This window comes from Desulfovibrionales bacterium, assembly GCA_028715605.1.
Classification (GTDB): domain Bacteria; phylum Desulfobacterota; class QYQD01; order QYQD01; family QYQD01; genus QYQD01.
Genome location: JAQURM010000002.1, coordinates 169,652 through 182,865, shown reverse-complemented (window position 1 = coordinate 182,865; position 13,214 = coordinate 169,652). Strand labels below are relative to the sequence as shown.

The 13,214-nt window shown below is 48.2% G+C and carries 11 protein-coding genes; 2 read left to right on the top strand and 9 right to left on the bottom strand.

What is annotated here, in order from left to right; all coding sequences use genetic code 11:
• Nucleotides 1-8: 8 nt before the first annotated feature.
• Nucleotides 9-905: a site-specific tyrosine recombinase XerD gene (xerD, locus tag PHT49_03595; GenBank protein MDD5450958.1), complete on the bottom strand. Its 897-nt coding sequence runs from the start codon at nucleotides 903-905 to the stop codon at nucleotides 9-11.
• A gap of 487 nt (nucleotides 906-1,392) precedes the next feature.
• On the opposite strand from xerD, the gene PHT49_03590 reads away from it, so the two are divergent.
• Entirely contained in the window at nucleotides 1,393-2,118 is a 726-nt protein-coding gene (locus tag PHT49_03590; GenBank protein ID MDD5450957.1) for a hypothetical protein, read from the top strand.
• A gap of 205 nt (nucleotides 2,119-2,323) precedes the next feature.
• On the opposite strand, the gene PHT49_03585 is transcribed toward PHT49_03590, so the two are convergent.
• The 8 genes from PHT49_03585 to fdnG all read right to left on the bottom strand — a co-directional run bounded on the left by PHT49_03585 (nucleotide 2,324) and on the right by fdnG (nucleotide 11,576).
• Nucleotides 2,324-3,589 carry a hypothetical protein gene (locus tag PHT49_03585; GenBank protein ID MDD5450956.1) on the bottom strand — a complete coding sequence of 422 codons (1,266 nt, stop codon included), beginning with the start codon at nucleotides 3,587-3,589 and terminating at the stop codon, nucleotides 2,324-2,326.
• Between the two features lie 95 nt (nucleotides 3,590-3,684).
• The gene (locus PHT49_03580) at nucleotides 3,685-4,419 is read right to left on the bottom strand and encodes a carbonic anhydrase (GenBank protein MDD5450955.1); all 735 of its coding nucleotides are present in this window, start codon (nucleotides 4,417-4,419) and stop codon (nucleotides 3,685-3,687) included.
• A gap of 211 nt (nucleotides 4,420-4,630) precedes the next feature.
• Nucleotides 4,631-5,128, bottom strand: a complete 498-nt coding sequence (locus PHT49_03575) for a TlpA disulfide reductase family protein (protein MDD5450954.1) — start codon at nucleotides 5,126-5,128, stop codon at nucleotides 4,631-4,633.
• Nucleotides 5,129-5,234: 106 nt separating this feature from the next.
• Nucleotides 5,235-5,738, bottom strand: a complete 504-nt coding sequence (locus tag PHT49_03570) for a DoxX family membrane protein (GenBank protein MDD5450953.1) — start codon at nucleotides 5,736-5,738, stop codon at nucleotides 5,235-5,237.
• Nucleotides 5,739-5,752: 14 nt separating this feature from the next.
• The gene (locus PHT49_03565; GenBank protein ID MDD5450952.1) at nucleotides 5,753-6,163 is read right to left on the bottom strand and encodes a rhodanese-like domain-containing protein; all 411 of its coding nucleotides are present in this window, start codon (nucleotides 6,161-6,163) and stop codon (nucleotides 5,753-5,755) included.
• A 548-nt stretch (nucleotides 6,164-6,711) separates the two neighbouring features.
• On the bottom strand, nucleotides 6,712-7,599 hold the full coding sequence (locus PHT49_03560) for a formate dehydrogenase accessory protein FdhE (protein ID MDD5450951.1): 888 nt from the start codon (nucleotides 7,597-7,599) through the stop codon (nucleotides 6,712-6,714).
• A gap of 171 nt (nucleotides 7,600-7,770) precedes the next feature.
• Nucleotides 7,771-8,511: a formate dehydrogenase gene (locus PHT49_03555; protein MDD5450950.1), complete on the bottom strand. Its 741-nt coding sequence runs from the start codon at nucleotides 8,509-8,511 to the stop codon at nucleotides 7,771-7,773.
• Nucleotides 8,512-8,516: 5 nt separating this feature from the next.
• Nucleotides 8,517-11,576: a formate dehydrogenase-N subunit alpha gene (gene fdnG, locus PHT49_03550; GenBank protein MDD5450949.1), complete on the bottom strand. Its 3,060-nt coding sequence runs from the start codon at nucleotides 11,574-11,576 to the stop codon at nucleotides 8,517-8,519.
• A gap of 638 nt (nucleotides 11,577-12,214) precedes the next feature.
• Here fdnG and PHT49_03545 point away from each other — a divergent pair.
• Entirely contained in the window at nucleotides 12,215-13,189 is a 975-nt protein-coding gene (locus PHT49_03545) for a polyprenyl synthetase family protein (GenBank protein ID MDD5450948.1), read from the top strand.
• Nucleotides 13,190-13,214: the final 25 nt, after the last annotated feature.

Genomic DNA, 13,214 nt, shown 5'->3' with positions numbered 1-13,214 from the left:
CAAGACTATTAACCGCGGGGATGGTATTTTTTATGGATGGCCTTGAGGCGTTCGCCGGTCACATGGGTATAAATCTGTGTGGTAGATATATCGGTATGGCCCAGCATCAATTGCACAGAACGCAGGTCCGCCCCACGCTCCAGGAGATGGCTGGCAAAGGAATGCCGCAGGGTGTGAGGGGTAATCTTTTTCGTGATCCCTGCCGTACCGGCATATTTGCGGATTATCTTCCAGAAGCCCTGACGCGATAATCCATTACCGGAACGGTTGACAAAGAGAAAGGGACTTTTTCTCCCCTTTAAAAGGCGGGGACGCATAATATTTAAGTAGGTTGTAAGCCTCTCTATGGCTGCTTCACCCACCGGTACAATGCGTTCCTTCGCCCCCTTCCCCATAGTCCTTAAATAACCCACAGTAAGGTTCACATCACCGGCTTTAACCGCGACCAATTCTGATACCCGAAGTCCGGTGGCATAGAGCAGATGGAGCATAGCGGCATCTCTTTGTCCCAAAACATCCTGTAGGGAAGGCTGTTTGAGGAGGCTGTCCACTTCTTCCACACTTAATGTATCCGGGAGTCTGGACCGGAAGCGCGGAGATTCTATGGAGCGCGTTGGGTTAGTGTCGATTATTTTTTCACTCAGCAAAAACCGGAAAAAGGAACGGACAACCACCAACGTCCTGGCCACACTACGGGACGAAAGACCATTATCCCGTAAGTAACGGAGAAAGGAAAAGACATGTAGTTCCAGGACATCTTCAACCTTCCTGACCCCCTCAGCAGAAAGAAATTGCCGGAATTTCTGCAGGTCATGGCTGTAAGACGAAAGTGTATTTCTGGCCAACCCCTTCTCTACGGTTAAAAAATGCATAAAGCGGTCTAAGTGCTCTTCCATCGTGGCCATAGCCAAAAATCCAGATTGTACACATGGTTATACCGGAGTTTCCGTGACAAGACAACTGTTTTATGGTCTTATCTGGTTGGGAAGTTCCCCTTGTTCCCTTTTCAAACCGATAAAAGCATGGCATAGTATTTAGTAAGCAATCAGCTTTCAGCCTTCAGCTATCAGCCCGGCGGACAAAAAAGTAACAGTTTAGCCCCTTGAAAGTTGTTCTAAGTGTTACAAATAATAACGGCTCATCGTGAAAGAGTATGGGTAATCTTCTCTTAAAATAAGGCATGCCTCTTATTATCCCCCCTTTAGCAAAGGGGGGCGAGGGGGGATTTGAAAAGCGGGCGATTATAAAATCTCCTCTAACTCTTTTCCAAAGAGGGGATTAGAAAAGAGCAAAAAATTACCCGCTCGATTACGCGAAGACCCATATTAAAATATGCGCCTGTTTTTTTGCTGAAAGCTGACTGCTGATTGCTGACGGCTAAGGAACAACCCTATGACAAACGACATCTCCGCCGCCCTCCTCTACCAGGTCAAAAAAGAGATAGCCGAGCGTTACTTCGGGACCCGTAAGGCTATTGAGGAGGGGAAGAAATCCTTAAAGGAACACATCCAGGCCCATCGGGATACTATAGGGAAGATGGTCTATGAGGATTTCTGCCGGATTTATCAGTTGCTCGTGATGGAAAAACTGGTTGAAGAGTTTTGGAAAATAGTCGGACTGGAGGCCCGGCCGTTTTATGACCGTTATCTTCAGGAAACCGGGGCCATAAAGTCATGTCTTTTCGCACCCATAAAAGTATATGGCCTGACAGAAGCGGGGAGATATAAAAATCTCCTCATGGACTGCTATAAACGCCTTCTGGACGATCTGAAACAATACCGGGAAGGGTATCAGGACTTAATGGAAGAGTGTCTGATAATTAACGAAGAGATCAACCAATTAACAGCAAATTACAATCTCAACGAGATATTAACTTTCGTTCGTAGTATAGAAGACGTCGGTTCTGTGGCCGGGGTGCTGGGGGAGACCATAGTGCCCACCCAACGGGAGGATTTAGAAAAAAAACTGGCGATTTCTAAACTGAATTGTCCGGGGAAAGATGTAGTGGAAATCCCGCCGTTGCCCAAATTGATTCAGGTAAAAACCAAACTCAAACACCTGGCAGAAAAGGCATATCAGAACCGGAGAAGACACCTAAAAAAGGGGATGGGCCTGTAGTAACCCATCCCCGCTATCTAATTAGAAAATTATTTCCAGAATACCACGCCAAGCCGCTAAGAACGCAAAAAGAATAAAATTTGGAACTCAGAAACTCATAAAAAAATCTTTTATTCCTGATTTCTTGATTTCCAGATTTTCATTTTTCCTTCGCGGTCTTTGCGCCTTTGCGTGAGAAATTGACTTGTTACGAAGCCGTCAACCCTTAAAATTCATACCAGGTAGATACGGTAAAGCGGTTGCCGCTGTTAGTATCGCTGAGGCGTTCCGTCTTTAAATGGGTAAGCTCAGCCCCGACCTTTATAGCCTTGGTTAACTGATACCATGTGTTAAAAAATAATTGGCTGTTCATGGTGAATTGGCGATCACGCGCCGCGTTGCTGTCATTAAAGTTAATCCCTGCCAGATCTTCGTCCCTGGGATCATCAACGCCGTAACCCACAGTGAAGCTCAGCCTGGGATCGACTTTATACGTCAGATCTACAAATCCACCTATAGCCCAGATGGCCTCCGGATCGGCCGCATCGCTGGCGTGTGAATTGACGCCCAGGTCATAGCGCAGGAATTCATCTCCGATACCCTGACCAATCCAGGGCTCTGCGCGAAGCGACCACGGCCCACGCGCCAGTTTAAACTCGGCCGCCAAGAGGTAACGCTCTATCCGGTGGCCATTAGCACTCGTGGTTGTCTTATATACGGACTCGGTTTGGTAACCACCGCCCAGGGCTATGGAGTTGCCTTTGCCAAGAAAGTCCCCATTGTAGGCAATACGGCCCAATACCCAGGGCATACGACCTTCCTCCGTAGTTTCTTGGCGACGATGCTTCATTGCAGAGGCGAGAACCTCAAAATCACCGATCTGTTTTCGCACAGTGACCTGCGGCACTCGCCACCAGAGGTTGCCGGCCGCGGTCAGGATACCGAAGTCCACCGTGTTAGGGTTCAACTGGGCCACCGGTATCCAGTCCTGGCCAACCAGGATGCTGGTATCACATGGATTATGAACCATTTTCACATAAGCCAGACGCATCCGGGGGATAAGGTTGTTCCCGCTATTGGTCCCGTAGAAATCCACCTCAAAACGACCGATTCCGGTCCAATCGCCGTCCGTGTGACTGGTCTCAAAACCGAACCTGGTGTCTCTCGGGTTGAAGTTGGTAGAGTCATTGGTATAACTGGACCCCGCCTTAACCGCGCCTATGAAGTCATTATATTTCTCGAATTGGGCGGTATCATAATTAACATCAACCTTCACCCGGCCATAGAGCCGCATATTGTACTTGGTCCAGACATCACCTTCGACAGGTTTTGCCGGAGCGGCCACAGCGGGCGGAGCGGCCTTAGCCGCGGCCTTAATTTCAGCCAGCTCAGCCTCTCTTTGCGCCGCCTGGGTCTTCAGGCCTTGGATCTCTTTCTCGAGACGGTTCAACCGCTCTTCGAGGGTCTCGCTGAATACAGAAGCACATGTCATACATAAGAAAAATAATAAGAAGAATCCTATAGTCGCTGCTCTTTTCACCCTCAGTTCTCCTTTCACCTTTTAAAGCTTACTGCGATGTGAAATGGCTATGTCCAGAAATCGATCTTCCCGGTAGCCAATGAATAATAGGCCCCCACGATCTTGAGCTCGCCCTTCTTTTGCATCTCGGCCAGGGCATGGCTCTCTTCTGCAATCTGTTTGACCGTCATGCGCACGTTCTCTTTAGCCGCGGCCTCTACCAGATCTTTACCATGCGCCCCCGTCTTTTTGGCTTCCATGACCGCAGGCATAAGGCGCTTAACAATGTCGCCGAGGGCCGGAGTTTCCGCAGGGCCGGGATGTTCGGCCGCCTTCACCGCAGCGCCCACTGCACCACAAGACTCATGCCCCATGACCATGATGAGCCGGCTTGTAGAATGGAGGGAGATGTATTCCAGGCTGCCTAATAACTCCGGGGTTATCATATTACCGGCCACACGCACTACAAAGAGACGCCCCAGCCCTTCATCAAAGATAATCTCCGGAGGGGTCCGGGAATCTGCGCAACAAAGGATACTCGCATACGGCCACTGGCCCTTGGTGAGTTTCTCACGTACCTTCGGCCCAACACCGGGGTCAGATTTTCTCTTCATGGTCACGAAACGCTCATTGCCGGCCCTTAAAAGCTTTAGGGCCTCTTCCGGAGAAACCAGTTTCTCCGCGCCATGATGCCCATGGCCTCCGACTTCAGATGCCCAGGACAGCATGCCATCCACCCTGGAAACTGCCAGGCCGACTGCTGCCGCACCAAAACCTTTTAGTAATTCACGACGGGAAATCATTTTGTTAATCCTCCTTCAGCTCAATTATTATTTGAACATGGATTCATTTGTAGCGGTGAGTATATGAAAAAGTATGTTTATGTGTCAACAAAAATTACAAATCTTATTGAGATATAACAGGATTCTCATTGACATATGGAAAAAGAAGCGCCTGGGAACGAGAGGGACAACTACAATCCAAGCCTCCCCAATCGACGAATGACTTTCTGATTTAATGCGCAGGGTTTATCTTATGAAGTTCGGCCCGGATATCTTTGATAAGTGTTTCGGTCGGGCTGGCCGGGTCTAATATGGTCAATATCTTATAAGGGCGTGATCTTTTATCGAGCAGTATAACCAGGGGAGTCCTTGCCTTCTTTAAGGCTTCGTGCACCTTGAAATCAGGGTCGGCAATAAGGGGAAACATAACATCATGGTATTTCCTGAAGTGTGCGACCTCCTTGTCATTGTTGCCTGTCCCTATTCCGATCATTTTCATATTCCCGCTGATAAGATCATCCTTTTGGACAAGTTCATACAACCGGTTAAACTTGGCGGCCTGTCTCTGACAGACGGCGCAATAGATACTAAAAACCTCTATCCATAAGACCTTGGGCCGAATGTCACTTAATGAAAATGCCTTTCGACCCAAAAGACCAAGATATTTTTCGTCATTCGAAGATAATGAACCGGACAGCGGGATATCCGGAAAAGAGTCGCCGGCCTTGATAACCGCAGGATATTGGCTGGCAAAGCTGGGTTGGGAAAGCAGACAGGATAACAGAGTAAGAATACAAAGGAGATAAGGTACGGCCCGACATCTACTGGGCTTTATGTCACTTTGCAGGGTTGGGGCTGAAGAGAAAACGATGGCTAACCCGCCTCCTTTCTAAAATAAAAAGGGCTCCGGCCATTAATAGCCAAAACACATTAAACATGATATGCCAATAGCTTATGCCGCCGGCTATGGTGTCCTCAGCAAAACAACCGCAATAAAATTCCATGCCCCGGGCGAGGTTAAGGCCGGTAACCAGGATGAATAATACCAGCAAACTACCCTGCATGACTATACAGGCCCTGACAAGGATACCCATCAAAACCAGGACGCCTGTCCAAAGCTCGATCCAAGGTAATACCGCCGCCGTTATATTTACCATCCAATAAGGCAGCACCTCATAATTGGCAACTATGTTTTTAAATCGAATGGGGTCCCGGATCTTACTAAGGCTCGCATATATAAACAATCCGCCCAGGCCCAGTCTTAATATTAATATGATAATACCCCGCTGAGGAATCGACTGTTTGCTGAGTGATCTCTTATCCCTTTCGACATTTGCCATATATTAAAAACTCATTAGAAAATCACGGTCACGTTTTTATGCCCCTTTAAAGCCAAAAGATAGGCCAGTTCCCGGTCACAGGCCCGGCTGATGGTCCGGCCGTAAACAAAAATAGGGGCATCAGGAGGCGCATCAGCCAGATAAAGACCGTGAAAAAAGTCGAACTGCACAGGTGGGAAATTAACCGCACCCATTAAATGATCTTTCTCATAAAACTCATGGGGACGGGCGTCAAAGATAAGGCAGCAGGAATTTTTACATTTTTCTCTCTTGAATGCATTTAAACCCATTTCACGATGAAAACTGCTACCCATATGGGCGGGTAACAATGGAATCCCGTCTGCCCGAAGCTCATTTACTATAATACCGCTAAAGATACCCACGCACATAATTATCATCAAATCAAAAATGACTCTTCTCCACATGATTATTATCACCTCTAGGTTGTTTCAGGATGAGCGCTAAGTAAGAAACAAAGACTTACTAAATTATCATCGGCAAAAGCGCAAGACAAATATAACTATGTGAACTTTTTATCAATTTTCAAATTAACCGCAGGCCAGCTATGCATAAAGCAATATCTGTGCCGGAAATTAACCAATGCCTTGAGTGGAAACAAATATATTCATTTATATCAGTATGTTATATTTTATTTAATAAAAATAGGTGGCGGGGAATGGCAGGAAAATGGAAAATATTTCTACTTTTTTGTGAGTAATTTTTTATCCATAATGTGTGGAAATATTATTCCTATTTTAGTTTTCATCCAGAAATCCAAAAATCTCGAATGAGCTATCAGCATGCTTGTTATCCGTTAACCGTTGTCCGACATTTTCTTTCGGTAAACGGTGAACGGTGGACCGGTTTCATGCTGAGAGCTGACGGCTGATGGCTAAAAGCGTTCATCCGGAAACGGTAGTTTCCGGATGAACATTAATTGGGTCTAAAAGGTGGAAAGGGCCGGGGTAAACGCTCAGGGCGCCCAGACGGAAGACACAGGCCTTTGAAAACCTTGCTGTGAGGCCAAAATATCCAGATGGAGGGTTACCAGATCTTCCAACGCCAACACGGGCTCATAGTCAAGATTCCTTGAATCTACGGTTTTAATATACTGATGACACTGGTCACATAGATCCACCCGGTAGTCTTCATTGCCATCCGCAAAGAAATAACGCAAGGTTTTGTGGTCGTTATTCCCGCAGAAGGGACAAATCAAACGTTGTATCTGCCATTCGTGACCACAGAAGGAGCACAGAACGTATCTCTTGCCGCCATCTTTTCCAAACAAGGCCATACATGGCGCAGAGCCACAGATCGGGCAATAGCCCTTAGACCAGATATCTATGGGTATAGGTTCTTTAAACTGCCTGACATTTCGAAGATACGCCGAGGCGTAGGCCTTGATAGATGGTTCAATGCCCGTTCTAACCAGAAAGGAAAGCACAGCGGAATCTATTTTTAGTTGATACGCGGTGTCCTGAAGGAATGTTTCATCAAGATGATTTGATAGCACAGCTTCAATATCCAAGTCCTTCTGCAAAACGGCCTGGTTAATCTTTACCATCTCTTCTCTCAGCTTGGGTGGGGCCTTTTCGCCAAGCTGCAATATCGATTCAAAGACTTTTCTAGCGTTTAAGACGTCCACCTGGAAGTCTTCTTTATTTAATAATGAAACCCCCTCACGGAATTTGTTATTTTTTAGTTTTCTCTCTATCTCTACCGGCGGGATATCAACGGTTGTTTTTATTTCATTCTGTGCCTCCCGGATGCCCTCATAGAAATCCAGAACTTGCCTGTAAACAGGCATCTTCTCCCTAAACAACGCGATCCTTTCTTTAATCTGGCTGAGACCGTTATCCATTATATATAACCATTTGCTACGCGGGATTTTGGTAAAATATAGGTGTCGCAACTGGCCATTAGTCATTGGTTAACTGCGGAAGATTGACCGCTTTTACCAGTGACAAACGACCATGGACTAATGACATAATGGGGGTGACACTAGGCGTGTCACCCCCATTATGCTTGATTCTTAACCCGGCCAATTCGCCAGATTGGTCAGAGGCCGTATCATTTTCTTGATGGCTGCCAGCCTGGTGACACCAAAGGTGTCGCTCGCCGCGGCGAATTTGTGATATTTTACAGGATCATCAACTACCAAAAAGATAGTCCGCACATCATCCGCATTAAGGAGTTGCGCTTTGGGATACCTTTTCTTAACTTCTTCCAGCCTCTTATTGGCTAAAGCCAGCATCTTGTCCCGATCCCCGAAATTCATGGCGCCGGATGGACAGGTCTTGACGCAGGCAGGCAACAGGCCGTTGGTGACACGGTCGATACACATAGTGCATTTGGCCATAGTCCCAGCCTTTTCATTCCGGCGCGGGACGTCATAGGGACAGGCCGACCGGATCTCCTCGAAATCAGTCTTGCTGACCTTTATTTTAGGGTTAAACAAGACAGCGCCGGTAGCCGCATCCCGGGTAATAGCCTTGGACCCAAGCCCCTGGGCCATTTCCATACAGGGCGCATCAATACAATGCCTGCACTGGTCAGGAAAGAAATACCATTTTACCGTGCCACCCTCTTCCAACTCATTGAACCGCACCAGTTTAAAGGTATTAGAGGTGAAATCCGGCGGGTTCTGATGATTGCCCCAGTTTCGCTGGGTAGTCACCTCTGCCTTATTTTTATTCCACTGCTTGCAGGCTACCTGGCAGCCCCGGCAGGCCGTACATAAACTTGTATCTATGAAAAATGATTTACCAGCCATTCAGATCACCTCCTCGCCTTTCTTGTTGCCTTGCGGACGTTAGCCATGAAGGCCTTGGATTCCGGAATCATGGTATTGGGATCGCCTACCGTGGGAGTCAACAGGTTAGCGCTGTCTCCCCCCCGTGAGAAGTCCTTACTCTCCGGCCATCTCCAGCCAAAATGCCAGGGAATGCCTATCTGGTGTACAGTCTGGTCCGCGATCTGGAAGGGTTTAAGACGGTGGGTTACGATAGCCACCGCCTCTACACTGCCTCTCTGCGTCTCCACGACCACCGGCTCTCCATTTTGGATACCCTTAAGCTCCGCCAGCTCATAACTCATTTCGCAGAACATCTGCGGCTCGGCTTCAATAAGCCAAGGAAGCCACCGGGTCAGCACACCCGTCTGCCAGTGCTCCGGAACCCGGTAAGTGCTGCAGACCAACGGGTATTTAGGATCGCAAGTGGCAAACTTATCCAAATCTCCCGCATAAATCTTAATAGCCGGGTTAATGCGCTGGCCGGACATCAGGTTCCGCTCAACCGGGCATTCCAGCGGCTCATAATGCTCAGGGAATGGCCCATCCTTTAATCCCGGTCCGAAGACAGAAGCCACTCCATCGGGTTTCATGATAAAGGGATATATGCCGTTGGCGCCCATAGGAGGCGCCGGACCATCCGGTACGTCACCGAGCCACTTCTTGGCCTCCATATCCCACTTAAGTAACGGCCGTTTGGGATCACGCGGATTTCCCTCCAGATCCACTGAGGCGCGGTTGTATATGATCCTCCGGTTGACCGGCCAGGTCCAGCTCCATTCCGGATATAGTCCTAACCCGGTGGGATCAGATTTTTTCCTGCGCGCAGCCATGTTGCCGGCCTCGGTGTAACTGGCGGAATAGATCCAATTGCCGCATGATGTCCGACCGTCATCCAGCAGAAAGACAAAGCTTGGCACCAAGGTCCCCTTTTTGTAAGCCTTCTTGTCCACCGGATGTTCCGGTATGTCTTCCAGAAAATACCCGTTGATTTCTTTGGCTACCTTATGGATATCAAAATGTCCGTTAGTTTCATAATCCCATTTCAAACTCAGGATTGGTGCGGGGAAGGCGCCCTTTTCTTTCTCATACAGACTCCGGACCTTTTTAAAGAGTTCATAAATGATATCCCCATCCGGCATTGCCTCCCCCGGAGGATTAACGGCCTTATAGCGCCATTGCATCCACCGGCCGCTGTTACTGATGCTGCCTTCCTTTTCCAGGAAAGCAGCACAGGGCAACTGGAACACCTCTGTCTTGATCTTTTTGGGGTTCATCCCCGGCCCCTGCCAGAAGGACCCTGTCTCACTATCAAAGACGTTGACATTGACCATCCAGTCCAGTTTGGACAGGGCCTGTCGGACCTTGCCGGCATTGGCGCCTGAACAGGCCGGGTTCATGCCCCAGGCAAGAAAGCCACTAAAGACCCCCTTATACATCTCGTCAAAGAGATTTAGCCATGAGGCATCCTGAGTGGGATCCAGTTTGGGAAGCCACGCATATCCGAAATCATTTTCTTTGACGGCCTTATCCCCATAATAGGACTTTAAAAGGCTGGCCACATACTTGGGCCGGTTTTTCCACCAGTTGACGCTCCGGGGATCTTTGGAAGAAGGCGTAGTCTTGTTATAATCGGCGAGCGTCGCCCACTGAGCCCGTGGGTTCGGCAAATACCCGGGTATGATATGATAAAGCAGGGCCTGATCGGTTGAACCTTGGACGTTGGACTCTCCGCGCAGGGCATTGACCCCGCCGCCTGCAATTCCCATATTTCCGAGAAGGGTTTGGATCATGGACATCGCCCGGATGTTCTGTACACCCACCGTGTGTTGAGTCCAACCCATGGCGTATAATTCTGTACCCGCCTTATCAGGAGCGCCGGTAGAACCATAGACCTTATAAACTTTTTCCAAGTCCTTGGCAGGGGTTCCGGTGATCTGAGAGACCTTCTCCAATGTGTAACGGGAATAATGTTTCTTCAGAAGCTGGAAGACACATCCGGGATCTTGTAAGGTCAGGTCTCTTTTCGGAATCCCATTTTCATCTTTTTCTAAGGCCCAGGTTGATGCATCATAGGCCCTCTTGTTCGGATCATAGCCTGAGAACAGACCGTCATTAAAACTGTATTTCGGGGTAACGATAAAAGAGGCGTTAGTATAACCTTTGACGTAAAATTCATCGTAAAGATTATTATCCAGGATGTACTTGATCATGCCGCCCAAAAAGGCGATATCCGTTCCTGAACGGAGCCGGACGTAGATATCGGCCTTGGTCGAAGTGCGGGTGAAACGGGGATCAACATGGATAAATACCGCCCCCTTATCCTGAGCTGCCTTTATCCATTTGTAAGACACAGGGTGATTTTCGCAGACATTACTGCCCATGTTTAAGATGACATCGGCATTTCTGAAATCTATATAGTGGTTCGTCATAGCACCGCGTCCGAACGACTCTGCCAGAGCCGCCACAGTGGCGCTGTGTCAGATACGGGCCTGGTGCTCGATATAAACCAGCCCCAGAGACCGGAGGAACTTCGAATACAGCCAACATTCCTCGTTGTCCAGGGCAGCGCTACCCACCGAGGCAATGCGGTTGGTTCGGTTGACCACCTTCCCTTCGGCATTCTTCTCTGTAAAACTGGCGTCTCGGTCTCTTTTAATGTTCCTGGCTATCTTTTCCAGGGCCCAATCCCAGTTCACCTCTTTCCACTTGGCGCTGTATGGGGCGCGATAACGTACCTTTTTTAGACGATTTTCGTTGACGGCAATCTGATAACTTGCCGCCCCCTTAGCGCACAGGGCCCCTTCATTGATGGGATGGTCAGGGTCTCCCTCAAAGTTGATTAACTTTCCCTCTGATACATGGGAGATCTGGCCGCAGCCCACCGAACAATAGCAACAGACATGGGTGGTTTCCTTGGCGCCTTTGATCTTGAGTTCAGCCGCATAACTCTCTATCGGGGAGAGGTCAAAGCCGAGCTGGCTCAGTCCCAGCCCTGCTGCGGCCACGCCGGAGGCCTTGATAAAGTTACGACGTGAGATTTTCACAATAGCGTCCCCCTTTCGTCAAAAGTTTTTACCTTAACATTAGACTTATCGGCAACATGCAAGCTAATCTTTAACCCACCCCCCTTCTCTCTTCATAATTATGTCAACTTTTATACAAACTCTCCAGAAGTTATCTACCGTATAAGGAAGAGATGCTTACACGTTCTGTCCAACCACTAGTCAGCGAAACTCAACAAAGAACAGCCCTTCAAAATTAATTTGTGATATGTTTCACTTAATTTACCACAAGTTTCTTTTGCAGTTCTTGGGACTCAACCAAAATTCATTTATTTCATAACCAACATTTATTTATTTCATAATAGGCTATCATTAAAGACCTAAAAAGGTCAACAATTATTTCCGGTCTCCAAATAGACATTTAAGTCTCCGGCATAGATAGTTCCCATCTGGAAACCCAAGGATTCCGGATGGAGCAATCAGCACTCAGCTATCAGCGTTCAGCTTAATGTGTTGCTTGTCTTAGATTTTTTTCTCCCCGGCGAATCTGCCTATGGCACGACCGGAAACGGTAGTTTCCGGATAAACACTAGATAGGCAAATCCCAACAGCCTCTAATTGTAAGATTTTTAAGGAGAATCTTTTTGACAACGACCTACTTTTAGACTATGTTGCACGCCGTGAACGGTAACCATTTCTTATCCCTGGTAAAAGATGATCTCCAACGTATTGAAGTGGCTATAGCCCATAATCTGTCCTCCCATGTACCGTTTATCTCGAACGTCAGCCGCTATATATTATTTAGCGGGGGCAAGCGCATTCGTCCGCTCCTGATGATCCTATCAGCCCGGATGTGCGACTGTCACGGTGACCATAAGTTTGACCTGTCCGCCATTTTTGAATATCTCCATGCGGCCACACTATTACACGACGATGTGGTGGATAATGCGGAAATCCGCAGGGGAAAGGCCCCGGCCAAAGATGTTTATGGGAATCAAGCGGTTATCCTGGTAGGCGACTTCCTTTATTCAAAATCCCTGTTCATTTCTGCCCTCCAGGGCAATATCCGCATCATGGAGGCCCTCTTAAAGGCCACCACCCTCATGGCCGAGGGAGAAGTCCTGCAATTACTCAACGCCGAAAACCTTGAAATTACCGAAGATGAATACATGCAGGTTATACATCGCAAGACGGCTGTTCTCATGGCCGCCGCCTGTGAAGTAGGCGCCATCCTAGGCAATGTGCCTGCTGAAAAAGAAGAGGCCATGCGTTCCTATGGTGAAAATCTGGGGATAGCCTTCCAGTTGACCGACGATGTCCTGGACTATACGGCAGACATAAAGGAGTTTGGCAAAAAAGTGGGAAATGATCTGTGTGAGGGCAAGGTCACCCTGCCTCTTATCTCTGCCCTAGATAAGAGCACAAAGGCCGACCATGATAAGCTGAGAAAGCTGTTCATGCAGGAGCACATCAGTCAGGATGATTTCATCACCGCACGAGGACTGATTGAAAAATATGGCGGTTTTGACTATGCTTATGCCCGGGCACAGAAATCGATCGAAAGGGCAAGGGATAGCCTCTCCGTCTTCCCTCCCTCCCCGACCAAGGATATACTTCTGGGACTGGCTGATTACATAATTACCCGCCGCAAGTAAGATTAAGCTTTCAGCGGTCGGCAGT